This is a genomic window from Pelomonas sp. BJYL3, assembly GCF_027257975.1.
Classification (GTDB): Bacteria; Pseudomonadota; Gammaproteobacteria; order Burkholderiales; family Burkholderiaceae_C; genus Roseateles_B; species Roseateles_B flavus.
In genome coordinates, this window is the sequence record NZ_JANZKX010000010.1 from 46,897 (window position 1) to 69,851 (window position 22,955).

The window sequence follows — 22,955 nt, forward strand, 5'->3', positions numbered from 1 at the left end:
GCCGGCGCGGGCTCGCGTATGCTCGCCCCATGCAGCCCCACGACACGACCCGCACCGCTCAGATCCATCCGCTGTCCGACGTGCAGACCAGCGCCATCGGCCCCGGCACCCGGGTCTGGCAGTTCTGCGTGATCCTGCCCGGCGCCCGCATCGGCGCGGACTGCAACATCAATGCCCAGGTGCTGATCGAGAACGATGTGGTGCTGGGTGACCGCGTCACCGTCAAGAGCGGCGTGCAGCTGTGGGACGGCCTGCGGGTCGCCGACGACGTCTTCATCGGCCCCAACGCCACCTTCACCAACGACCCCACGCCGCGCTCCAAGCAGTACCCGGCCAGCTTCCAGACCACGCGCATCGAGCGAGGCGCCTCCATCGGCGCCAATGCCACCATCCTGGGCGGCGTCACCATCGGCGAAGGGGCGCTGATCGGCGCGGGCAGCGTGGTCACGCGCGACGTGCCGGCGGGTGAGCTGTGGGTGGGCAACCCGGCCCGCTCACGGGGGCCGGCGCCCAGGCGCTGATCGCCTGATCAGGCGCTGCGGCGCACCGCCTGCACCAGCTGGTCCAGCTGCTGCTCGCTCATGCCCGGCCACAGGGGCAGGCTCAGCACCTGCTTGTGGATGGCCTCGGCGATGGGGAAGTCCCCGGCGCGGTAGCCCAGCTCGGCATAGGCCGGCTGCAGATGGGGCGGCACAGGGTAGTGGATCAGCGTGCCGATACCCTGCTGGGCCAGCGCGGCCTGCAGGCGGTCCCGGGCCTCATGGCGGACGACGAAGAGATGCCAGGCGTGTTGCAGCCCGTCCGGCACCTGCGGCAGCTGCAGCGGCACACCGGCCAGGCCTTCCAGCAGGCTGGCGGCCAGGCGGCGGCGCTCGCGGGTGGCCGCCTCCAGCTGGGGCAGTTTGGCGGCCAGCACCGCGGCCTGGATCTCGTCCAGGCGCGAGTTCACGCCCTTGCATTCGTTGTGGTACTTCTGGCGCGACCCATAGTTGCGCAGCACCCGCACCTGTTCGTCCACCGCGGCCAGGTCCGTGGTCACGCCGCCGCCATCGCCCATGGCGCCGAGGTTCTTGCCCGGGTAGAAGCTCCAGGCCGAGACATCCGCCAGGCTGCCCACCGGCCGGCCGTGGTAGCGCGCGGCATGGGCCTGCGCGCAGTCGTCCAGCACCTTGAGGCCGTTGCGGCGGGCGATGTCCATCAGCGGGTCCATGTCCGCCGGCAGGCCGTAGAGGTGCACCGGCAGGATGACCCGGGTCCGCGGCGTGAGGGCGGCCTCGACGCGGGCGGGATCGATGTTGTAGGTGTGCGGATCCGGCTCCACCGGCACCGGCGTCGCACCGCACTGGCTGACGGCCAGCCAGGTCGCGATATAGGTGTTGGAGGGCACGATGACCTCGTCCCCCTCCCCCACGCCCAGCGCGCGCAGGCCCAGCGTCAGGGCATCCAGGCCGTTGGCCACGCCCGCGCAGTGGGCGGCGCCCACGGACTGTGCATAGGCCTCCTCGAAGGCCGCCAGCTCCTGGCCCAGCAGGAACCAGCCGCTGCGGGCCACGCGCTGCAAGGCGGCGTCGATGGCCGGCTGGCTGGCCGCATAGGCGGGCTGCAGATTGAGAAAAGGCAGGCTGGTGTCAGCCATCACGCATGCTCCTTGCCGGAGGGCTTCCCCGGTCCACGAATGCTCAGGCGCCCGGGCGGCCCAGGGCGGCGAGGAAGTCCTCGTACTTGCGAATGTAGTCATCCGCGGCATAGGTGTCCGACGCCAGCACCAGCAAAACGGCGTCCGGCGAGAACTGGTACTGGATTCCCCAGACCATGGGCGGGATGTGCAGGCCCATGCGGGCGCTGTCCAGCGTGATCTCGTCGCGCGCACGGCCGTCGTCCAGCACCACGCTGACACTGCCCTTCACGCAGACCAGGAACTGGTGACAGGCCTTGTGTGCATGCTCGCCCCGCACTTCCTTGCTGGGCACGTCGTAGACCATGAAGAAGCGCTGCGGAGTGAAGGGCAGATGGGTGCCGATCTCGCCGAAGCTCAGCGCGCCGCGCAGGTCCACGATCTTGGGCAGGGCCACCAGGCGGGCGGCGGCCACGTGCAGCGCCGGTGGGGCCTCGAGCTGGCTGGCGGCGCGCGGCGCGGCCGGCAGGTCCAGGTGTGGCGTGTCCGCGTAGCCGACGATGTGCGCCGGATTGCCGCTGACGATGGCATTGGGCGGCACGTCGCGCGTCACCACCGCGCCGTCCTGCACCCGGGCGCGCGGGCCGATGCAGAGGCCGCCGCGGACGGTCGCATTCGCGCCGATGGTGGCGCCCGCGCCGACGCGCGTCACCGCCGCGGCTCCGTCGGCGCCGGAGGCCCCGCTGAAGACCGTGTTGGGACCGATGCTGACATCCGCCTCCACCACCAGCGGGGACCACAGCTGCGCGCCGGGCCGCACGCGGACCCGCGGGCCCAGCTGCACCTCGCCGTCGATCAGGGCGTGGTCGCCGATCTCGGTGTCCTCGCCCAGGCGCGCGCCCGGCAGCACATGGGCGAAGGCGCCGATGCGGCTGCCCGGGCCGATGAAGGGCGATTCGACCAGGGCATGGCTGTGGATGAAGACATCCGGGCACGATGCGGCGGCAGTTGCGGCGGCAGTTGCGGCGGCTTTGAGGCTCATGGGCTCGTGGGCAGGCAGGCGGCGATGAGGCATCCTATAGCGTCGGGCGCCGGCGCATCGCCTTGATTGACGGGTCGGCGCCGCCCTGTTCCGCCGGACGCGGCATCGGCGCCACGGCAGCCCTCAGCGCAGGTACTGCAGCAGCGGGGGCGAGTCCGCCAGGCGCTGGGCCAGCCGGGCATGCTGGCGGCGCTGGAAGTCCCATTGCAGCGCGGGGTCGCGCCACCAGGCCTCCAGCTCGTCCAGGCATTCGCCCAGGGGCAGCGAGGGCACGAGCTCGCGGTCCAGCAGGGCCTTCTCCTCCCACACGAGGGCGCGCAGCTGGCAGTGCAGCATGGGCACGGCATGCATCAGGGGCTCGATGGCGGCGCTGGTGGGGATGTCATAGCCCAGGCAGGCGTCGCAGCCCTGGACGAAGGCCACCAGGGGCTGGGCCACGCCGCGCTGCAAGCTCTCCGGTGTCACCCCCAGCGACTCCTGCAGCAGCAGCGGGAAGCCCTCGGTCGGCTTGTAGCGCAGCAGCACCTCCACCCCACGGCGGCGGCCCCAGTCCAGCAGCTGGCGCAGACCGTAGAGGTAGGCGTGGATGTCCGCGGTGCTGAGCCCGTTGTGCGACAGGCCGCTCAGCAGCACGCCCAGCGTGCGCAGCGGCTGGGCCGGGGCCTGCGCGGGTACCGGCTGGTGGCGCTCGCCGAAGCGCAGCAGGGCGCCCGGCACGCGGCGGTCGTCGGTGTCCCGGCAGTCCGCGCCCTGCACCGGATGGTGCAGGCATTGCATCTGGCCGCCCAGCTTGGGCAAAGGGATGTTCTGGAACTTGGCGTGCGGCAGCATCAGCACCGGCAGGCGGTGGCGGCGAGCCAGGCTCAGCAGCCCGCCCAGCAGGCCCGAATCGTGGTTGGACAGCAGCAGCTGCCCGGGCAGCGCCTGCACCCGCTGCTCGACGTCATGGAACAGCGTGAACTGCAGCAGCAGGGCCTCGACGAGGGCCTGGGCCTGAAGCTGGATGAAGGCTTCGTTGCGCAGCTCAGACGCGAGCAGCTGCAGCACGACGGGCCGGACCCGTGCCGCCAGTTCCTCGCACTGCTGCTGATGCGCCGGCCCCAGCGCGGCGCGCACCTCGTCCAGGGGCCGCAGCGGCAGCCGCTCGATGCCGCTCAGCTCGACGTCGTAGAACTGCGCAGGCACCTGCAGGCAGTCGCCCTGGGCGGCCAGGATCTGGGCGGCCAGGTAGTCCTTGTCATAGAAGCAGGTGGGCAGGTGGGCCCAGCGCCTGGCCGCAGGACGCTGCTCAAGCGGGCGCCAGTCCGGCAGTTCCGGCCCGGGCAGCTGGCCGACGTCGTAGAGATAGCTGCGGTGCTGCACGCCCGCGCCCTGCAGCGCGGCCGCCATGGCCATGCAGGCAGCGCCCGAAGGCTGGCCGTAGCGGTAGGGCGCGGCGGCTCCGAGCAGATGGACCACCGCGCCGGCCGGCGCGTCCTCGGCCAGGCAGCGCCCCAGGGCCGCATAGCCCCGCAGGTTCAGCAGGGCGTAGAAGGCGTTGAAGTAGCCCCACTGGCAGCCCTCGGCCTCGGGCAGCAGCTCGGCGAGCACGGCATCGAGGCGCGCCTGATAGGCCGCCATGTCCGAGCGCGCCCGCCGGAACACCTCGCTCATGAAGCCGGGACCCACGGTCCTGGCCAGCCGGGCATTGCCCAGGCCCAGGCTGCGGGCCTGGTCGAAGAGCTGGGGATCGAAGAGCAGCAGCTCGGCGCCCTCCAGCTGATTCTGCAGGGCCGCGGCGGCCGGCAGATCCAGGCGATGGGTGACGGTGATCAGCGGCTTCATGCCCGGCCCCCCGCCTGGGAGGCCCGCAGCGCCTGGACGCAGTCCTGCGCCGGGCTGTCCAGCGTCAGGCCGGATTCGTCCACCAGGGACTGCAGCCGCTGCAGATGGGCCGGCTCGTCGACATCGAAGCGCAGTTCAGGGAAGGCCAGCGCCGCCGGGGCGCGGGGACAGGTCTTGCGGCAGTCGCGCGCCCAGGGGGTGGTCTCGTCCCACAGGGCGAGGGTCACGTGCTCGCGGTGGCGGGGCTCGGCGCACTCGGCCGCGAGCCGGTGCAGCAGCGCGGCCGGCAGGATCTCGGCGCCGAAGCCATCGGCATAGCCGCTGCCCAGGCGATCCAGGTGGTTGCAGGCGTAGTCGCAGTCGCTGGCGGCGTAGAAGTCCACGAGCTGGTCCACCACAGCGCCGTCGATGAAGGGGTTGTCAGCGCAGACGCGCACCACGGTGTCCGCCTCGAACTGGCGCGCGGCCCGGCTGAAGCGGTCCAGCACGTCGGATTCGCTGCCGGTGAAGGTGGCCACGCCCATGGACTGCGCCAGCTCGACCAGGGCGGCATCGCGCGGGAGCCCGGTGGTGGCCAGCACCAGGGTGTGGAGGCGCTGCGCCCGCTTCAGACGCTCCAGCACCCAGGCCAGCAGCGGCCGGCCCGCCAGCGGCGCCATCATCTTGCCGGGAAAGCGGCTGGAGCCCATGCGGGCCTGCACCACGGCCACCACGCGGCCTGGCCGTGCGGGTCGGGGGTCGCTCATCGGCTCAGGCGCCCTGCCCCAGATCGGCCCATTGCAGCACGTGGTCGGACTCCAGCGCGCGCAGCACCGGCCGGCCCAGCACCGCGTCCCAGTGCAGCGGGCTGATGCCGGTGCCGGGGCGTTTGTAGGTCAGGTGGGCCTCGCTGAGGACCTCGCCAGCGGCCACGTCGCGGGTCAGCACGATGGAGCGGCGGGCATTGGCGCGGGCCGGGCCTTCGGTGGGCGTGGGCTGCTTGTGATCGCTCTCGCCCAGCAGATCGTGCACCGTGTCCAGGGCCGTCATGAAGCGGCGCAGGTCATGCACGTCCATGGCGTGGTAGTGGTCGTTGCCCGGCAGGGTCTTGTCGTGGGTGAAGTGTTTCTCCAGGACGACGGCGCCCAGCAGGTGCGCACTCATCAGCGGGTACATGGCCTCGTCGGGCAGGGTGTGATCGGAGTAGCCGATCAGCAGCTCCGGATAGGCCCGCTGCAGGCCCTTGATCATGCGCAGATGCGCCTGTGCATTGGGCGTGGGGTAGTTCAGCACGCAGTGCAGCAGCACCAGCTCGCGGCAGCCGGCGGCGCGCAGGGTCTGCACGGCCATGTCGATCTCGCCCAGCGTGGAGGCACCGGTGGACAGCACCACCGGCTTGCCCTTGGCCGCGATCTTGCGCAGGAAGGGGACGTTGGTGAGGTCGGCCGAGGCGATCTTGTGGAAGGGCATCAGATCGTCCAGGAACTCCACCGCGGCGTCGTCGAAGGCGGTGGAGAGGAAGTCGATGCCGACCTGCTCGCAGTGGCGGGCCAGGGCGCGGTACTCATCGGGCCCGAAGCGGTCGTACTTTTTGAAGAGCTCGAACTGGCTGCGCGTCGGCTCCTTGCTGATGTCCCAGTAGAACGGCGAATGCCTGGAGGCCAGGGTCTCGGCCTTGTAGCTCTGGAACTTCGCGGCGTCGGCCCCGCCCTCCTTGGCCAGCTCGATCAGGCGCTTGGCCTGGTCCAGGGAACCCTCGTGGTTGACGCCGATCTCGGCGATCACATAGGGGCGGCTGTCGGGGGTGAGGCGGCGCTGGCCGAGGGTCACCGTGGGGGTCATTGCATGCTCCTGCGTTCGGCGGCACGGGCCGAGGAACCATCGACACCATGCTTGCTGATCAGGCGCTGGCGGTGCAACTCCATGGCATCGAGGTCGTTGGTGATGTTGTGGTCATGGCGGCGGTAGCGGTACAGCGGCAGCTCCAGCCGGGCGATGTGGTGCTTCTGCTCGAAGCGGATGCGCAGCTCGCGCTCCTCGTGGCGGTGGAAGCTCTCGTCGTAGAGCCCCGTCTCCATCAGGTGGGCCTTGCGGAACATGATGCCGCAGGCGATGGGCTCGTCCATGCAGTTCACGCGTTCCAGCACCTGCTCGTGGTCGTCCACCAGGAGGTAGTCGCAGGCCACGGCGTCGTGCAGGGGGTTCTGGTCCAGGAAGAAGTGCAGGATGTTGAGGAAGTTGGCGTTGACGTAGTCGTCGGAGTCCACCCGCACGATGAAGTCGCCGCGCGCGGCGCGGATGCCGCGGTTCAGCGAGGCCGGCAGGCCCAGGTTGCGCTCATTGCGCAGGGGCACGATGGCGTCGTGGAAGAGCTCCAGGGCATAGGGCGTGCGGTCGGCACTGCCGTCGTCGATGACGATGATCTCGTACTGGTCGCGCGCCAGGGTCTGGTTCAGCAGGGAGCGCAGGCAGCGGCCGATGAAACGCTCCTGGTTGAAGACCGGCACGATGACCGACACCAGCGGCTTGAAGTTCATGCGCTCACCTCCTGCAGCTGCAAGGCCTCGATCAGGGCCTGGCGGGCCAGCGCGGGGGCCTCCTCGCGCAGCTTGACGCCCACCGGCAGAGACACCGCCCGCGACAGCCAGGCCGCCGACTGCGGGAAGGCCGTGGCCAGCTCGCCGCCATGGGCCGCGGCCAGCTCGGGCATGTGGGTCCAGGTGCCGGCGAAGTGCCAGGTGTAGGCCTCGGGCAGGATCTTGGTCGCCAGGCCGCGGGCCAGCAGGGCCTCGCGGCAGCGGCGGGCGGCGGCGTTGTCCTGCACGAAGAAGACCAGGGCGTCGGCCGTCTCGTAGCTGCCGGCCGGCACCTCGCGCGGCGTGATGCCAGGCAGGTCGTGGATGGCCTGCCACAGCAGCTCGCGGTTGCGGCGCTGGGCCTTGACGATGTCCGGCAGCTTGCGCAGCTGGGCCAGGCCCACGGCGCCCTGCAGCTCCATCATGCGGAAGTTGAAGCCGCTGCTGGCGCGGGTGTCCTCCCAGCGCGGCACGGCGGGGTTGTTCTCGTGGCCATGGTCATGCCAGGCGGCGCCACGGGCCCAGTCGGCCTGCTCCTGGAACAGCACCAGGCCGCCCTCGCCCGTGGTCATGGTCTTGGCGAAGTCGAAGCTGAAGGTGCCCAGGCGGCCCCAGCTGCCCAGGGCCCGGCCGTTGAGCGAGCCGCCGCAGCCCCAGGCCGCGTCCTCGATGAGGGCGATGCCATGGGCGTCGCAGATGGCCTTGATCTCCGGCAGGCGCGAGGGCGTGCCCAGCATGTGGACCACGATGACGGCCTTGGTGCGCGGCGTGATGCGGCGCTTCAGGTCCTCGGGGTCCATGTTGAGCGTGGCATCGATCTCGGCGCAGACCGGCGTGGCCCGCGACTCGATGATGGCCTCCACCGTCGCCACGAAGGTGAAGCTCTGGGTGATGACCTCGTCGCCAGCGCCGATGCCCAGCGCCGCCAGGCCCACGCGCAGCGCGGCGGTGCCGGAGGACACGGCCAGCGCATGCGGCGAGCCCATGGCCTGGGCGAAGGCCTGCTCGAACTCGCGGACCTTGTAGCAGTCCCCGCGCAGGGCGTCGAAGCCGTGGCGGAACAGGATGGCGCCGCGGGCGAAGATGTCCTGGATCTCGGCCAGTTCCTCTGGGCCCATCACTTCATAGCCTGGCATGGTGTCTCCCGGTCTCGTGCTGTGAGCTGTGTGCTGCTGTCGCTGTTTACATCAGGCGGAAGAGTTCCGCCACTTTCTGGGGCGTCAGCACGGACTTGAAGTCCTCGCCCAGCGCATTGGTCAGGGGTTTGGCATGCACGATGGAGCTCTTGTAGAGCGCCTCGAAGCCGGCTTCGTCCAGGCCCAGGCAGACGCCCTTGGGGATCTCCACGCCCTGTGCCTCCACCATGCCCCAGAACTCGTCATAGGCCTGCGGGTAGAACTCGCCCATGGCCCGCATCACGATGCAGTTGGCCACGCAGTGGTGCAGGCCCAGCACGACCGACAGGCCGGCGGACAGCGGGTGCACCAGGCCCACATAGCTCGTGGCGATGGCGCAGCCGCCCAGATACGAGGCCACCATCAGGCGCTCGCGGTTCTCGGGGGCCATCATGTCGCCCTGGCCGAAGACCTGGCGGCAGAGGTTGATGGTCTCGCGCGAGTAGGCGTCGCCGATGGCATTGCGGTAGCTGCCGGCCAGGGACTCGATGCAGTGGATGTAGGCATCCATGCCCGTGTAGAAGTACTGGTTGCGCGGCACGGTGGCCGTCAGCTGCGGGTCCATGATCACATGGTCGAAGACCGTGTAGTCGCTGTTCATGCCCAGCTTCAGGCCGGTGGCGGCATTGGTCATCACGCAGGTGCGCGTGGCCTCGGCGCCGGTGCCCGAGACGGTGGGGATGCCCACCTTGAAGACGCCCGGATGCTTGAGCAGGTCCCAGCCCTGGTAGTCGGCCGCATGGCCGCCGTTGCCCAGCAGGTTGGACACCGCCTTGGCCGTGTCCATGGTGATGCCGCCGCCCATGCCCACCACGGCCGCCGGCTGGCTCAGGCCGCGATCCAGCAGGGTGGCCACCAGGGCGTCGATGCCCTCGGTCTTGGGCTCGTGCGCGGTCTGCACGAACTGCAGCACGTCGTCCCCGCCCACGCCCAGGCGGGCCGCCAGATCAGGCTGGGCGGCGAAGAACTCGTCGACCAGGAAGACGACCGCGCCCCCCTGCCCCTGCGCCTGGGCCTGCGAGCGGCGGCCGTCCAGCAGGCCGCGCAGCTCGGCCAGGGAGCCGGCGCCGATGTTGTAGCGGCCGACGTTCTTCACGAGCTTGACGCCGGTATCGAGGATGTTTGCCATGGTGTGCGTGGAACGGTGTCCGTGAAATCTCAGGAATCGTGCCGCGAGGGCACGCAGCTTCAGCGCAGCGGCGCCATCACGCCCCGCCCCAGGGACCACAGCATGGCCACGGCCTGCTGCCCGTCGAACAGGGCGTTCACGTGCGCGATGCGCAGCGAGTAATAGTCTGACTCCGATCCCATCACATCGAACAGGGAGCGGCGGCCCAATTGCTGCCACTGTTGCAATGTGGCGGTGCGCAGCTGTGAACTGTTGCGCAGGATCTCGGTGATGCGGCGCGCCCGGTCGAAGGCCGAGGTGGCGGATTCGTGCATGTCGATCAGGCGGTAGCGCCGGGCCTCCAGGGCATCCTCGCGCTGCAGCCGGGCGGCCTCGGCGCGCTTGCTGGCGGCATTGACGGAGGCGTCCTGGCCCGGCGTCATCAGCGGCACGTTCACGCTGAAGCCCACGGCCCAGTCGCGGCTGCGGGTCACGCCCGCGCTGGCGCTTGTGCCCACGATGGCGTTGACCTGGGGCTTGGCATTGGCGCGCACGCTCTCCACATAGCTGCCCTGGGCGCGGGCCTGGGCCTCGAGCTGGATCACCTCGGGCGCGCTGAGGGCGTCGCGTTGCATGTCATCGAGCTCGGGCACCCGGGTCAGCAGGTTGGAGAAGCTGGCGCTGGGCGGCAGATCGTCGCCCACGAAGCGCTTGAGCCGCGTCTCGGTCTGGCGCAGGGCCGACATGGTGGACTCCACCGCCAGGTCGGCCTGCAGCAGGTTCTTCTGGGCCTGCACCAGCTCGCTGGCCCGCCCCTTGTCAGCCTTGACGATGGCTTCCAGCGAATCCACCAGGCAGGCCATGCGGCGCACGTACTGGCTGTAGACCTGGGCCTGCAGCAGGTAGCGGCCGCGGTCCAGGGCCAGGGAGACGGTCTGCAGGGCCAGCTGCTGCTCGGCGCTGAAGTAGCCCTGGCGCGCGGCCTCGGCCAGCTGCGAACGCCAGCCGGCCAGCTGGCGGTTGCGCCCGAAGTCGAAGAGGGTCGCGCTCAGGTTGAAGGCCACGCGCCCCTGCGCGCCGCTGCCGTTGCTGGCGCCGTCGGTGCTGGAGCCCATCTGGTTGCCCTGCAGGTCCAGGCTGGCACGGGGCTTGTTGGCCTGGCTGACCTCCTCCCAGTCGTCGCGGGCGGCCTGGGCCAGCAGCTTGACCATGCCCACCGACTGGCTGCGAGCCAGGGCCCGGTCCACCAGGACCTGGATCTGGGCACGCGGGTCGGCGTCGCTGATCACCAGCTGGCTGGCGGCCTTCTGGGCGGCCGGGGAGTTGGCGTCGTCCTCGTTGCAGCGGCCCTGGGCCAGGGCGGCCGTGGTGGCGCCCAGCAGCAGGCACTGGAACAGGCTCATGCCGAGATTGCGCAGCGTCCCCATGGCCTCATCCCCCAGCGTACAGACAGGTCTTGCTCATGCCTGTACTGGACCACAGGGCGGCCGGGAACTTGAGCAGGAAAAGCCGCCGCTATGCCCCGCTTCTCTGCGGCTGGCCGGAGGCCGCGGGGCTCAGCGCTCGCGCAGGGCCTCGCGCGAACGCATCATGGGCCGCAGCAGGAAGCTCAGCACTGAACGCTCGCCGGTCTTGATCTCCACCGAAGCCGTCATGCCGGGGATGATGGCCAGGGTCTCGCCCTTGTAGCGGATGTTGTTCTGCTCGGCCCGGATGAGGGTGCGGTAGTAGCGGCCGTCATTGCCCAGCGGGTTGGCCTCGCCGATGGCGTCCGGGCTGATCTGCTCGACCTTGCCCTCCAGGCCGCCCAGGGCGTTGAAGTCGATGCCCGAGAGCTTGATCACGGCATGCTGCCCCACCTGGATGAAGCCGACGTCCGCCGGGCTGACCCGCGCCTCGACCAGCATGCGCGTGCCCAGCGGCACGATCTCCATGATGGGCGAGCCCATGGCCACGACGCCGCCGATGGTGTTGATCCGGATGTTCTTGACCAGGCCCCGCACCGGCGAGCGCAGCACCGTGCGGTCCAGGGCGTCCTTGCGGACCACCTGCTGCTGCTTCATCATGGCCAGGTCGTTCTGGAGCTTGACCAGCTCGCTCATCGCCTCCTGGCGGAAGCGCCCCTGGCGTTCCACCCGGGACTGGCGCATCTCGTTGACCTGGCGGCTCAGGCGCATCACCTCCACGTCCGACATCAGCCCCTTGGCCGACATCTCCTGGGCCACCTTCAGCTCCTTGCCCACCAGGGCCGCGCTGCGGTCGATGCCCGCCAGCGACTCCTCCAGCAGGCGCTGGCGGGCCTGGAAGGCCTGGGTCTCGGCGGCGGTGAGCGCAGGGGCGGCCTTCAGCTCCTCGGGGAACTTCAGCGCCGTGCCATTGGCCTCGGCCTGCAGGCGCGCGGCCTGGGCCATCATGGCCAGCTCGCGCAGCTGGCCCTCGTTCTGCTGGGCCTCGACCCGCGTGGGGTCCAGGCGCACCAGCTCCTGGCCGGCCTCGACCTGCTGGCCTTCGCGGACCAGCAGCTCGCGCAGCAGGCCGGAGTCCAGGCTGGCGATGACCTGCTCCTTGCCGTCGGGCACCACCCGCCCCTCGCTGCGGCTGACCATGTCGACCTGGGCCAGCGAGGCCCAGACGATGGCGGCCACGACCGCCGCCAGCATCAGGTAGACGGCCCACATCACGCGCGGCAGCGGCTCGTCGACCTGTGCGGCCGCCAGGCTGCTCAGGAACAGACCTTCGTCACGGGAGGAAGAAGCCACTCAGCGCCCTCGTTCGGTGTTCAGACGGATGGCGAGCGCTGCACCGGCTGCGCCGCCGGGTGCATGTGCAGATTGGAGGCCTGGGCGGCCGCCGCGGGGTCGGGCGCGGCGGGCCGCACGCCGGACAGCGCCGCCAGGACCTGATCGCGCGGGCCGTCCATGACCAGCTTGCCGTTGTCCATCACGACGATGCGCTGCACCAGCTCCAGCACGGCCGGGCGGTGGGTCACCACCAGCAGGGTGCACTGCTGGGCGGCGTCGCGCAGCTGGCGCAGGAAGAGGATCTCGGACTGGGCGTCCATGGAGCTGGTGGGCTCGTCCATCAGCAGCAGCTTGGGCCGGTTCACCAGGGCGCGGGCCAGGGCCACCATCTGGCGCTGGCCGCCGGACAGCAGGCTGCCCATCTCGCCCACGGGGAGGTCCCAGCCCAGGGGATGGCCGGCGACCACGCGGTCCAGGCCCGTCAGCTTGGCGACCTCGACCAGGCGGCCCGCATCGACGTCAGCCCGGCCCATGGCGACGTTGTCACGCAGCGTGCCGTGGAAGAGCTTGGGCTCCTGCGAGACAAAGCCCACATGGGCGCGGAACTCGGCCGGGTCGATCTGGCGCAGGTCGATGCCCTCGATCTCCACCATGCCCTCGGTGGGCTGGTAGAGCCCGGCCAGCAGGCGCAGCACGGTGGACTTGCCGCTGCCGATGCGCCCCAGCACGGCGATGCGCTCGCCGGGCTCGATGCGCAGGCTCACGCCCTTGAGCACCTTGGGCGCCTGATGCTCGCCAGTCATCGGATAGGAGAAGCCCACCTCGCGCAGGCCGATGCGGCCGCTGAACTCGCTCATGGGCACGTAGTTGCGGTCCGAGGCGCGCTCGACGGGCTTCTTCATGACCTCGTCCAGCGACAGCATGGCCGCACGCGCGCTCTGGTAGCGGGCCGTGAGGCTCACCACGCTGCCCAGCGGGGCGATGGCGCGGGTCGCGAACATCACCGCACCGATCAGGCCGCCGGCGGAGATGATGCGGTCCTGGATCAGGTAGACGCCCCAGACCAGCATCACCAGGGTCACCGCCTGCTGCATGGTCATGGTGAGGTTGTTGGTGAAGGCATGCATGGCCCGCATGCGCAGGCCGGACTCGGCGGCCACGGCATTGCTGATCTCGTAGCGGTGCAGGAAGCGGCCTTCCGCGCCGGAGGTCTTGAGGTCTTCCAGCCCCTCCACCACCTCCACCAGGGAGCCCTGCAGCTCGGCCTGCTCCGCCATGTTCGCCCGCACCACATTGCGCAGGTACTTCTGCAGAGCAAAGGTCAGCAGCACCAGGCCCGGCACCGCCAGCGCCACCACCCAGCCCAGCGGCCCGCCCAGCATGAAGGTCATGGCCACGAAAAGCACGATGAAGGGCAGGTCCGACACCACCGACATGCTGGCCGAGGTGAAGAACTCCCGCACGGTCTCCACCTGGCCCAGGTAGTGGGCATAGGAGCCGGCCGAGGCGGGCTTGTGCTCCATGCGCACCAGCAGGGTCTGCTTGAAGAGCATGGAGCCGATGATCAGGTCCGCCTTGCGGCCGGCGAGGTCGATCAGGTGGGCGCGCAGCTGGCGGGCGAAGAGGTCGAAGATCAGCGCCAGGGAGGCCCCGATGGCCAGGGTCCACAGCGTGGCCATGGCGTCGTGGTGGGGGATGACCTTGTCGTAGATGACACTGGTGACCAGGCCGCTGACCATCATCAGCAGATTGCTCAGCAGGGCCGCGGTCATGGCGCCGCGGTAGTAGGGGATGAAGCGCTTGAGCGTGCCCCACAGCCAGTGGCTGCCCTGCCCCGCCAGCAAGGCGTGATGGCGAGGGTCCGCCTGGGAGACTTCCTTGGGCGTGGCCACCAGGGCGAAGCCGCTGTACTCACCCTCCAGCTCGGCCTGGGCCACGACGCAGGCCTTGGCCTCGGGGCCGGGGAAGACCACCTCGAAGGCCTGCTGGCCCTCCACCTCGCGGCGGGACACCAGCACGCAGGCGTCGCCGCCATGCAGCAGCAGCACGGCGGGCAGCACCAGCGGGTTGATTTCGGCCAGGCCCTTGGAGAGCATGCCGGCCTCGTAGCCGGCCTCGCGCATCATGCGGATGGCCTGGTTGGGCGCCAGCGGGCCGTCGGTGGGCACGCCGGCGCGCAGGGAGGCCGGCGAGCGGGCCTTGCCATGGTGCTGGGTCAGCCAGACCAGCGCCTGCAGCAGCGGGTCACCGATGTCTCCCTCGGGCACGGCATGCTCGCGCCCGGCCTGCGGCTCGGGCGCCGCGGCCAGGTGCAGCGCCGCCCCGCGGGGGGGCTTGCCGCCATCGAAGAAGGAATCGTGTCGCTGACTCACTGGGGATCCCTACCGGGCGTCAGGCCCCCGGGGCCTTGCGCCGGTGCTCCAGCACCAGGCGCTCGAATTCATGCTCAAGATCGCGCACCAGGGCGGGAATGTCAAACAGGGGCGTCTGCCGGCCCTGCTCGCGCAGGTAGCGCTTGTAGGATGCCGCACGCAGGGGCTGGCGGCCGATCTGCACGGCGCGCTCGACGTACTCCGGCAGGGAATAGGTCACGAGTTCCGGCAGTCCGGCGGCCGTCAGCAGGCTGCCGGCCATGCGGGAGATGTAGCAGCGGCCGGCCCGGGTCAGGATGGGCGTGCCCATCCAGAGGCAGTCGCTGGCGGTGGTGCCGGCGTTGTAGGGGAAGGTGTCCAGCACCAGATCGGCCAGCTGGAAGCGCGCCAGGTACTCCGGCGGCGCCACGCGCGGCGCGAAGTGCAGGCGCTCCGGCGCCACGCCCCGGGCCTGGGCGGCGGCCCTCATGTTGGCCTCGGCCCAGCGGTTGTCCGCCAGCAGCCACAGCAGGCTGCCCGGCACCTGCTGCAGGATCTGCATCCAGGCCGAGAACATCTCTTCCGTGTACTTGTGGTTGTTGTTGAAGCTGCAGAAGACGAAGGCGTCCTCGGGCAGGCCGTAGCGGGCGCGCTCGGGCGTGGGGCCGACCTCGCGCTGGCGGTCACTGACCTGGTAGCAGTGGGGCAGGTAGATGGGCTTCTCGGTGCACAGCGGGAGGTACTCCGGCGGCATCGTGAAGCGGTCCGCGATGATGTAGTCCTCCCCCGGCAGGGCCGAGGTGGCCGGCAGGCCCAGATAGCCCACCTGCACCGGCGCCGGGCGGTAGGCCAGGATGTTGGGGCGCGCGCCGCTGGTGAGGCCCTGGAGGTCGACCATCACGTCGATGCCGGCCTCGGCGATCTGCCGCGCGGCCTGCTGGTCGTCCACGCCGGCCAGGGGCATGAAGCGGTCCATGGCCTTCAGGATGCGGGTGCGCTGGGCCGTGCCGTCTTCCTTGCTCCAGCACAGGGCATGGACCTCGAAGCGGCTGCGGTCGTGCAGCTCGAAGAGCTCGGGCGTCAGCAGGCCCACGGCATGCATGCGCAGGTCGCCGGACAGATAGCCGATGCGGATCTTCTCCCCCGCCGGCCGCGCATGCAGCTGGTGGAAGGGCTTGCCCTTGTACTTGACGACGCGCTCGTTGACGAAGCGCTGAGCCACCATCAGCTGGATGGCCGGGTCATCGGTGGCGCTGAGCGTGGCCAGCAGCGAGGTGTTGACCAGCAGCTGGTTGTGCGTCACCTCACCCACCGGCTGGTAGATGGGCCACTCGCACTGCTTCTGGCGGATGTGCACGTAATGCTGCTGCACGTCGCCCTGCTCGGGCTTGAGCAGCAGGCTGCGCTTCATCAGCGCCTCGGATTCATCGAGGCGGCGCTCGCTCTCCAGCAGGCGGGCGGCATTGTTGAGGGCGTGCAGGCGCAGGTCGATGGGCTCGGCGCCGATGGCCATCAGCTCGCCGGCGTCATAGACCGCCTGCCACTGGGCCAGGGCCTCGGCCGTCTTGCCCTGGTGCTCCAGCTGGTGGCCCAGGTTGAGCTTGGCCTGCGCGAAATCCGGGTTGAGGGCCAGGGCGCGCAGGTACACGGCCTCGGCCTCGGCATGCCGGCGCATCTCGCCCAGCACCGTGCCCCAGTTGAACAGGGCCAGCAGGCGCTGGGGGCTCTGGTTGCTCTCGACCCAGGCCTCGTACAGCGCCAGGCAGTCGGCCTGCCGGCCTCCCGTTTGCCATTGGTGCGCCAGGCTCATCAGTTCCTGCAGAGGCATGGCGCCGGCGCGGGCGCGGGCGATAACGGCCTCGGCCGAGGCGGCCTGGTCCAGCAGTGCAGCAGCGGGTTGTGACATGTCCATGGCGAGGCGCCTGCTTCCGCGAGGGCAGGCAAACAGTTGCGCTTGCCAGCCATCTTAGGGAGAGCCCTCGGAATCGATCCCGCCAATTGAGCGGTATTCACCCGCCATCACGGCGTGAACCATGACCGGCATCACGGTGTGCGACGGGCAGCCAAAAATCTAATGAATTGCTCGCAGTCTCATGCCCAATGCCTTGATTTAGAAGGCACAATGCCACGAGCATGCCATGAATATCATCATTCTCGACGACTATCAGGATGCGGTGCGCAAGCTGCGCTGCGCCAGCAAGCTGGATCCCTTCAATGCCAAGGTCTTCACCAACACGGTGAAGGGGATCGGGCAATTGTCCGTCCGCCTGCGGGATGCCGAGGTGCTGGTGCTGATCCGCGAGCGCACCCATTTCCCCCGCCAGCTGCTGGAGAAGCTGCCCCGGCTCAAGCTGATCGCCCAGACCGGCCGGGTGGGGCCCCATATCGACGTCGAGGCCTGCACCCGCCTGGGCATCGCCGTCGCGGAGGGCGTGGGCTCCCCCATCGCCCCGGCGGAGCTGACCTGGGCGCTGATCATGGCCTCCATGCGCCGACTGCCGCAGTACATCGGCAATCTCAAGCACGGGGCCTGGCAGCAGTCGGGGCTCAAGGCAGCGTCCATGCCGCCCAACTTCGGCGTGGGCATGCTGCTGCGGGGCAAGACCCTGGGCCTGTGGGGCTATGGCCGCATCGGCCAGCTGGTGGCCGGCTACGGCCGCGCCTTCGGCATGCAGGTGCTGATCTGGGGCAGCGAGTCGAGCCGCGCGCGTGCCATGGCGGACGGCTACATGGCCGCCGAGAGCCGCGAGGCCTTCTTCGCCCACTGCGATGTGCTGAGCCTGCACCTGCGCCTGTGCGAGGACACCCGCGGCATGGTCACCCTGGACGACCTCAACCGCATGAAGCCCACGGCGCTGTTCGTCAACACCTCGCGCGCCGAGCTGCTGAGCGAAGGCGCCCTGGTGTCCGCCCTCAACCGCGGCCGGCCCGGCATGGCCGCCATCGACGTCTTCGAGAGCGAGCCCATCCTGCAGGGCCACCCCCTGCTGCGCCTGGAGAACGCCGTGTGCACGCCGCACATCGGCTATGTCGAACAGGACAGCTACGAGCTCTACTTCGATGCCGCCTTCGACAATGTGCTGAACTTCGTCCGCGGCGAGCCCAGCAACATCGTCAACCCCGACGCCCTGAAGGCGCTGCGCTGATGGATGAGCAGGGCCAGCGCCCGGCCCCGGCCCACCCCTGGGCCCTGTTCCTCGCCTTCAACCGCCTCGCCCTGCAGGGCTTCGGCGGCGTGCTGGCCGTGGCGCAGCGCGAGCTGGTAGAGCGCCTGGGCTGGCTCAGCAAGCAGGAGTTCATGGAGGTGCTGGCCGTGGCCCAGGTCATGCCGGGCCCCAATGTGGTCAACATCTCCCTGATGATCGGTGACCGCTTCTTCGGCCTGCGCGGCGCCTTTGCCTCGGTGGCGGGCATGTTCGCCGCGCCCTGTCTGATCGTGCTGGGGCTCACCGCCCTGGCCGGCCAGTGGCTGCACGAGCCCGTGGTGCAGGGCGCCCTGCGCGGCATGGGCGCGGTGTCGGCCGGCCTGATCCTCGCGACCGGCGTCAAGCTGCTGGGCACGCTGAAGCAGCACCCCCTGAGGCGGCCGGCGGCCCTGGCCTTCGCCGCCCTCGCCTTCGCGGCCATCGCCCTGCTGCGCTGGCCCCTGATCTGGATCGTGCTGGGGCTGGGCGGCCTGGGCATGGCCCTGGTCTACCTCCGGCTGGGCCCGCCGCAGGACTGACATGCTGCTGGACCTCTTCCTGCATTTCCTGGCCCTCTCCCTGCTGGCCATCGGTGGGGCCATCACCACGGCGCCGGAGATGCACCGCTATCTGGTGGGCGACCGGGGCTGGCTCAGCGACGAGAGCTTCACCCAGTCCATCGCCCTGGCGCAGGCGGCGCCGGGCCCCAACATCCTCTTCGTCGCCGTGCTGGGCTACCAGGTGGCGGGCCTGCCGGGCGCGCTGGCGGCCATGGGCGGCATCATGCTGCCCTCCACCACCCTGGTGCTGGTGGCCACCCGCTGGGCACGCGCCCACCAGGAAGACCGCCTCGTGCGCGCCTTCACCCTGGGCCTGCAGCCCCTGACGCTGGGCCTGATCATCGCCACCGGCTGGCTGCTGGCGGCGCCCTATCTGCAGCAGGCCGACCGCCGCCTGGCCACGCTGGCGCTGGTCGCCGGGACTCTGGTGTTGACCCTGAGAACGCGGCTGTCGGTGGTCTGGATGGTGTTGCTGGGCGGCATCGTCGGGGCCGTCTGGATGCACTGACCCCCGTCAACGCGGGGTGGCCGCCGCGGAGGTGCCAGTGATACTGCCGGCTCCTTCCCCCTCCGCTTCCAAGACCATGAAGAAGCTGGCTCTTTCCCTCGCCCTGCTGGCCGCAGCAGCGGTGCAGGCCGCCCCGGTCCTGAACGCCGCCAACGGCCACTACTACGAGTACTTCGCCGACGCCGTCTCGGCCGAGGACGCCTTCACCCTGGCCGCCAGCCACAGCTACCTGGGCATGACGGGCTATCTCACCACCATCACCAGCGCGGACGAGAACAGCTTCGTCGCCACCACCGCGGGCGGCCAGCTGGCCTGGATCGGCGGCTCGGACCACGGTGACGCCGTGAACCACTGGACCTGGCGCACCGGCCCCGAGACCGGCCAGGACTTCAGCTTCACCAGCTGGGCCCCCGGCGAGCCCAACAACTGCTGTGGCGGCGAGGACTACGTCCACATCAACTACGGCGGCTTCGGCCTCTGGAACGACCACGGCGGCCCGGCCAACACCTGGCAGCGCAATGGCTATGTGGTCGAGTACAGCGCCGCCGCCAGCGCCGTGCCGGAACCCGCCTCCCTGGCCCTGATCGGCCTGGGCCTGGGCCTGGCAGGCCTGGTTCGTCGCCAGCGCAAGGCCTGACCCCCTGCGGCTCGCCGCCATCAAAAAGGGCGCCCTCAGGGGCGCCCTTTCTCATGGGGATCATCGCGAGTTCGCGAGTTCGTAAATTCGCGAACTCGCTAAAGGCGGCTCAGCCTTCCTTGGTGCCGAAGATCTTGTCGCCGGCATCGCCCAGGCCGGGGATGATGTAGCCGTTCTCGTTGAGATGGCTGTCGATGGCCGCGGTCCAGCAGCGCACGTCCGGGTGCGCCTTCGTCAGCGCGGCCACGCCCTCGGGCGCGGCGACCAGCACCAGGGCGCGGATGTCCTTGCAGCCGCGGCGCTTGAGCAGGTCGAGCGTGGCGATCATGGAGCCGGCCGTGGCCAGCATGGGGTCCACCACCAGGGCCGTACGCTCTTCCAGATGGCCGACGAACTTCTCGAAGTAGTGCACCGGCTGCAGGGTCTCATGGTCGCGGGCCAGGCCCACCACGCTGATCTTGGCGTTGGGGATCATGTCCAGCACGCCGTCCAGCATGCCCAGGCCTGCGCGCAGGATGGGCACCACGGTGACCTTCTTGCCGGCGATCTGCTCGACCTCGGTCGGGCCGCTCCAGCAGTTGAGGGTGGTCGTCTCCAGGGGGAAGTCGGCGGTGGCCTCGTAGGCCAGCAGGCGGGCGACCTCGCCGGTCAGCTCGCGGAACTTCTTGGTGGAGATGTCGGCCTCGCGCATGAGGCCGATCTTGTGCTTGACCAGGGGGTGACGGACTTCAATGACAGCCATGGTGCTTGGGGTCTCGTGAATCGTTGATGGGCCGGATTATCGCGAGCCGGCCCCGCGCTGGCGCAGGGCTTCGTAGAGGCACACCCCTGCCGCGACGGACACATTGAGGCTCTCGACCGCCCCCTGCATGGGAATGCGCACGAGCTCGTCGCAGGTCTTGGCCGTCAGCTGGCGCATGCCCTCGCCTTCGGCGCCCAGCACCAGGGCGATGGGGCCCTTGAGGTCCAGGTCGTAGATGGATTTCTCGGCCTGGTCCGAGGTGCCGATCACCCAGATATTGCGCTCCTTGAGCTCATTGAGCGTGCGCGCCAGGTTGGTCACCATCAGGTAGGGCACGGTCTCGGCCGCACCGCTGGCCACCTTGGCCACGGTGGCATTGAGGCCCACCGCATGGTCCTTGGGCGCGACGACGGCATGGGCTCCCGCACCGTCGGCCACCCGCAGGCAGGCGCCGAGGTTGTGGGGATCCGTGACGCCATCCAGCACCAGCACCAGGGGTGCGCCTTCCACGCCGTCCAGCACATCGTCCAGCGAGTGCTGCTGGGCCACGGCCGTGCAGCGGGCCACCACGCCCTGGTGGCGGCTGTTGCCCGCCAGGGCGGCCAGGCGATCGCCATCGCTCTCCACCAGCTTGGCGCCGGCCTCGCGGGCGCGGTCCAGGAACTGGCGCATGCGCTGGTCACGGCGCGCGCCCTCGAAATGGATCTCGCTGATGGACTGGGGCGCGGTCTTCAGCCGCACGGTGACGGCATGGAAGCCGAAGAGGATGTGTTTGGCGCTCATCCCCGCATTGTCGCCTGCCACAGCATCAGCCCGCCGATCAGCACCGGTTGGTGGACCATGTAGTAGCTCAGGCTCCAGCGCCCCAGCAGGGCCAGGCCGCGGCGCAGGGGGCCCGAAGGCCGCGCGGCCCCCAGCCGTGGCAGCAGCCAGCGCGCCAGGACCGCACCAGCCAGCATCAGGCCCAGCCAGGGCAGCACGGGCACGTAGTCTTCGGTGACGGGCTTGTGGGTCACCAGGCCCACCCAGTTGGTCCAGCGCGTGTCGAAGAAGGGGTGCTGGACGAAGACCGGCAGCAGCAAGCAGCCCAGGGCCAGACCCAGCAGCGCGCCCTGCCCCAGGCGCGGCAGCCCCCAGCGCAGCAGGATCAGCATCAGCGCCATGCCATGCAGCACACCGAAGCTGATGAAGGAGCGCGGGAACATGAACCAGGACCCCAGGCTGACCAGCAGGGCGCAGCCCGCCACCTGGCCCCAGCGCCGCCAGAAACGCGGCCAGCCCTGCCCCTGGGCCAGGGCCACCGCCTGCCCCATGCCCGCGCACAGCAGGAAGAGGCTGACGATGCAGCTGCGCTGCCAGGTCCAGAAGGGATCGCCGTAGAAGTCGGCCCTGAAGAAGCCGTAGTGCTGCAGGTCGAAGCTGAAGTGGAAGACCGTCATCCAGACCATGGCCAGGCCGCGCAGGGCATCGAGGCGGTCATCGCGGGGGAACGGTGGCGGCGTGGCGTGGCTCATGTCAGGCAAAGGACGGCAAGGGGCGCAGTCTAAGTCTTGAATAATGAAGCCCTGCTCTCATTCTCGGACCTGACCCCGTCCCACCCACCCAAGAATGCCCGCCCTGCCCCGCCCTTCCCTCCGGAGCGCTCCGATGGCGCTGCTGCTGGCCACCTGCCTGGCCTGGACGGCGAACGCCCAGCCCCGGCCCGTCACCCCGCGCGGCCCCCTGGATGCCGCCGAGCAGAACAACATCAGCGTCTTCAAGCGCGTCTCGCCCTCGGTCGTGCACATCACCACGCTGGACATGCAGCGCGACTTCTTCTCGCTCAACGTCGAGCAGGTCCCTCGCGGCACGGGCACCGGCTTCATCTGGGACGAGCAGGGCCACATCGTCACCAACTTCCACGTGATCCAGGGCGGTGACGCGGCCCGGGTCACCCTGGCGGACCAGAGCAGCTACAGCGCCCGCCTGGTCGGCGCCTTCCCCGACCGCGACCTGGCCGTGCTGCGCATCGAGGCCCCGCGCGACAAGCTCCAGCCCATCCCCGTGGGCAGCAGCCGCGAGCTGCAGGTGGGCCAGGGCGTCTATGCCATCGGCAATCCCTTCGGCCTGGACCAGACGCTCACCCGCGGCATCGTCTCCGCGCTCAACCGCGAGATCGAGTCGGTGAACCGCCGCGCCATCCGTGGGGTGATCCAGACGGACGCGGCCATCAACCCCGGCAACTCCGGCGGCCCGCTGCTGGACTCCGCGGGCCGCCTGATCGGCGTCAACACGCAGATCTACAGCCCCAGCGGCGCCAGCGCGGGCATCGGCTTCGCGATTCCGGTGGACGAGGTCAACCGCGTGGTGCCCCGGCTGATCAAGGACGGCCGCTTCATCCGCCCTGCGCTCGGCGTGAGTGCCGGCCCGGCCCAGCTGCACCAGGCCCTGCAGCTGCCCCGTGGCGTGGCCATCGTGGGCATGGGCCCGCGCAGCCCGGCCGCCGAGAGCGGCCTGCAGGCCTTCCACCGGGGCCGCGACGGCCGCATCGTGCAGGGTGACGTGATCACCGCGCTCAACGACGAGCCCATCAAGGACCTGGACGACATGCTGGCCCTGCTGGAAAAGCGCCAGGTCGGTGAACGGGTGACCCTGACCCTGTGGAACAAGGGCAAGACGCGCAAGCAGGCCGTGGTGCTGGGCGCGTCCAGCGACTGAAGCCTGCAGCGCCACGGGGTCAGGTCTTGACCCTCAGGGTTAGCCCCGATCACCGCCAAGCTGCCCGACCGGCGCCTTAGGTCCATTTTTGGCCCATTTTTGGCCGGACCAGGCCACCGCTCCACCAGGCGCCCCTGCGCCCACGCGAAAGAAGAACCAGGGCACTCGGGCCGGGGAGCCCAAGGGGGGATTCATGAATAGAACGATGGACGCGG

Annotated in this window: 21 protein-coding genes; 6 read left to right on the plus strand and 15 right to left on the minus strand. The window is 70.0% G+C overall.

Annotated elements, in window-relative coordinates:
* Window positions 1–29 precede the first annotated feature (29 nt).
* Complete coding sequence (locus O9Y01_RS22645) at window positions 30–521, plus strand: acyltransferase (protein ID WP_269633919.1); 492 nt, start codon at window positions 30–32, stop codon at window positions 519–521.
* An 8-nt stretch (window positions 522–529) separates the two neighbouring features.
* Here O9Y01_RS22645 and O9Y01_RS22650 read toward each other — a convergent pair whose 3' ends face one another.
* The 12 genes from O9Y01_RS22650 to O9Y01_RS22705 form a co-directional block, all read right to left on the minus strand.
* Window positions 530–1,636 carry a DegT/DnrJ/EryC1/StrS family aminotransferase gene (locus O9Y01_RS22650; protein WP_269633920.1) on the minus strand — a complete coding sequence of 369 codons (1,107 nt, stop codon included), beginning with the start codon at window positions 1,634–1,636 and terminating at the stop codon, window positions 530–532.
* A 43-nt stretch (window positions 1,637–1,679) separates the two neighbouring features.
* Window positions 1,680–2,657 (minus strand): WxcM-like domain-containing protein, encoded by a 978-nt coding sequence (locus tag O9Y01_RS22655; RefSeq protein ID WP_269633921.1) that lies wholly within the window; start codon window positions 2,655–2,657, stop codon window positions 1,680–1,682.
* Between the two features lie 123 nt (window positions 2,658–2,780).
* Complete coding sequence (locus O9Y01_RS22660) at window positions 2,781–4,481, minus strand: hypothetical protein (protein WP_269633922.1); 1,701 nt, start codon at window positions 4,479–4,481, stop codon at window positions 2,781–2,783.
* Complete coding sequence (locus tag O9Y01_RS22665; protein WP_269633923.1) at window positions 4,478–5,227, minus strand: cytidylyltransferase domain-containing protein; 750 nt, start codon at window positions 5,225–5,227, stop codon at window positions 4,478–4,480. The genes O9Y01_RS22660 and O9Y01_RS22665 overlap by 4 nt, the downstream gene beginning before the upstream one ends.
* A 4-nt stretch (window positions 5,228–5,231) precedes the next feature.
* A complete protein-coding gene (locus O9Y01_RS22670) occupies window positions 5,232–6,302 on the minus strand; it encodes an N-acetylneuraminate synthase family protein (protein ID WP_269633924.1) in 1,071 nt (356 codons plus the stop codon).
* Complete coding sequence (locus O9Y01_RS22675) at window positions 6,299–6,997, minus strand: glycosyltransferase family A protein (protein ID WP_269633925.1); 699 nt, start codon at window positions 6,995–6,997, stop codon at window positions 6,299–6,301. Before O9Y01_RS22675 ends, O9Y01_RS22670 begins: the two co-directional genes overlap by 4 nt.
* Complete coding sequence (locus O9Y01_RS22680) at window positions 6,994–8,172, minus strand: DegT/DnrJ/EryC1/StrS family aminotransferase (protein WP_269633926.1); 1,179 nt, start codon at window positions 8,170–8,172, stop codon at window positions 6,994–6,996. The genes O9Y01_RS22675 and O9Y01_RS22680 overlap by 4 nt, the downstream gene beginning before the upstream one ends.
* 46 nt (window positions 8,173–8,218) lie before the next feature.
* A complete protein-coding gene (locus O9Y01_RS22685; protein ID WP_269633927.1) occupies window positions 8,219–9,340 on the minus strand; it encodes an iron-containing alcohol dehydrogenase family protein in 1,122 nt (373 codons plus the stop codon).
* A 59-nt stretch (window positions 9,341–9,399) separates the two neighbouring features.
* Entirely contained in the window at window positions 9,400–10,746 is a 1,347-nt protein-coding gene (locus O9Y01_RS22690) for a TolC family protein (protein ID WP_269633928.1), read from the minus strand.
* A gap of 129 nt (window positions 10,747–10,875) precedes the next feature.
* The gene (locus O9Y01_RS22695; protein ID WP_269633929.1) at window positions 10,876–12,078 is read right to left on the minus strand and encodes an HlyD family type I secretion periplasmic adaptor subunit; all 1,203 of its coding nucleotides are present in this window, start codon (window positions 12,076–12,078) and stop codon (window positions 10,876–10,878) included.
* A gap of 20 nt (window positions 12,079–12,098) precedes the next feature.
* Window positions 12,099–14,432: a type I secretion system permease/ATPase gene (locus O9Y01_RS22700; RefSeq protein ID WP_269633930.1), complete on the minus strand. Its 2,334-nt coding sequence runs from the start codon at window positions 14,430–14,432 to the stop codon at window positions 12,099–12,101.
* 19 nt (window positions 14,433–14,451) lie between these two features.
* Window positions 14,452–16,323 carry an O-linked N-acetylglucosamine transferase, SPINDLY family protein gene (locus O9Y01_RS22705; RefSeq protein WP_269633931.1) on the minus strand — a complete coding sequence of 624 codons (1,872 nt, stop codon included), beginning with the start codon at window positions 16,321–16,323 and terminating at the stop codon, window positions 14,452–14,454.
* A 226-nt stretch (window positions 16,324–16,549) separates the two neighbouring features.
* Between O9Y01_RS22705 and O9Y01_RS22710 the strand changes: the two genes are divergently transcribed.
* The 4 genes from O9Y01_RS22710 (at window position 16,550) to O9Y01_RS22725 (ending at window position 19,301) form a co-directional block, all read left to right on the plus strand.
* Window positions 16,550–17,557 carry a D-2-hydroxyacid dehydrogenase family protein gene (locus O9Y01_RS22710; protein ID WP_269633932.1) on the plus strand — a complete coding sequence of 336 codons (1,008 nt, stop codon included), beginning with the start codon at window positions 16,550–16,552 and terminating at the stop codon, window positions 17,555–17,557.
* Window positions 17,557–18,135, plus strand: a complete 579-nt coding sequence (locus O9Y01_RS22715; RefSeq protein ID WP_269633933.1) for a chromate transporter — start codon at window positions 17,557–17,559, stop codon at window positions 18,133–18,135. Before O9Y01_RS22710 ends, O9Y01_RS22715 begins: the two co-directional genes overlap by 1 nt.
* 1 nt (window position 18,136) lies before the next feature.
* Entirely contained in the window at window positions 18,137–18,664 is a 528-nt protein-coding gene (locus tag O9Y01_RS22720) for a chromate transporter (protein ID WP_269633934.1), read from the plus strand.
* 76 nt (window positions 18,665–18,740) lie between these two features.
* Window positions 18,741–19,301, plus strand: a complete 561-nt coding sequence (locus O9Y01_RS22725; RefSeq protein WP_269633935.1) for a PEP-CTERM sorting domain-containing protein — start codon at window positions 18,741–18,743, stop codon at window positions 19,299–19,301.
* Window positions 19,302–19,410: 109 nt separating this feature from the next.
* Here the strand turns inward: O9Y01_RS22725 and upp are convergent, their stop codons facing one another.
* Genes upp through O9Y01_RS22740 form a run of 3 tightly spaced genes read right to left on the minus strand, consistent with a single transcriptional unit; the run spans window position 19,411 to window position 21,557 of the window.
* Window positions 19,411–20,043, minus strand: a complete 633-nt coding sequence (gene upp / locus O9Y01_RS22730; protein ID WP_269633936.1) for a uracil phosphoribosyltransferase — start codon at window positions 20,041–20,043, stop codon at window positions 19,411–19,413.
* Between the two features lie 36 nt (window positions 20,044–20,079).
* Window positions 20,080–20,826: a 23S rRNA (guanosine(2251)-2'-O)-methyltransferase RlmB gene (gene rlmB, locus O9Y01_RS22735; RefSeq protein ID WP_269633938.1), complete on the minus strand. Its 747-nt coding sequence runs from the start codon at window positions 20,824–20,826 to the stop codon at window positions 20,080–20,082.
* Window positions 20,823–21,557: a DUF1624 domain-containing protein gene (locus O9Y01_RS22740; protein ID WP_269633939.1), complete on the minus strand. Its 735-nt coding sequence runs from the start codon at window positions 21,555–21,557 to the stop codon at window positions 20,823–20,825. The genes rlmB and O9Y01_RS22740 overlap by 4 nt, the downstream gene beginning before the upstream one ends.
* 133 nt (window positions 21,558–21,690) lie before the next feature.
* On the opposite strand from O9Y01_RS22740, the gene O9Y01_RS22745 reads away from it, so the two are divergent.
* Window positions 21,691–22,740, plus strand: coding sequence for a S1C family serine protease (locus O9Y01_RS22745; protein WP_269633940.1), 1,050 nt, complete (start codon window positions 21,691–21,693; stop codon window positions 22,738–22,740).
* Window positions 22,741–22,955 lie beyond the last annotated feature (215 nt).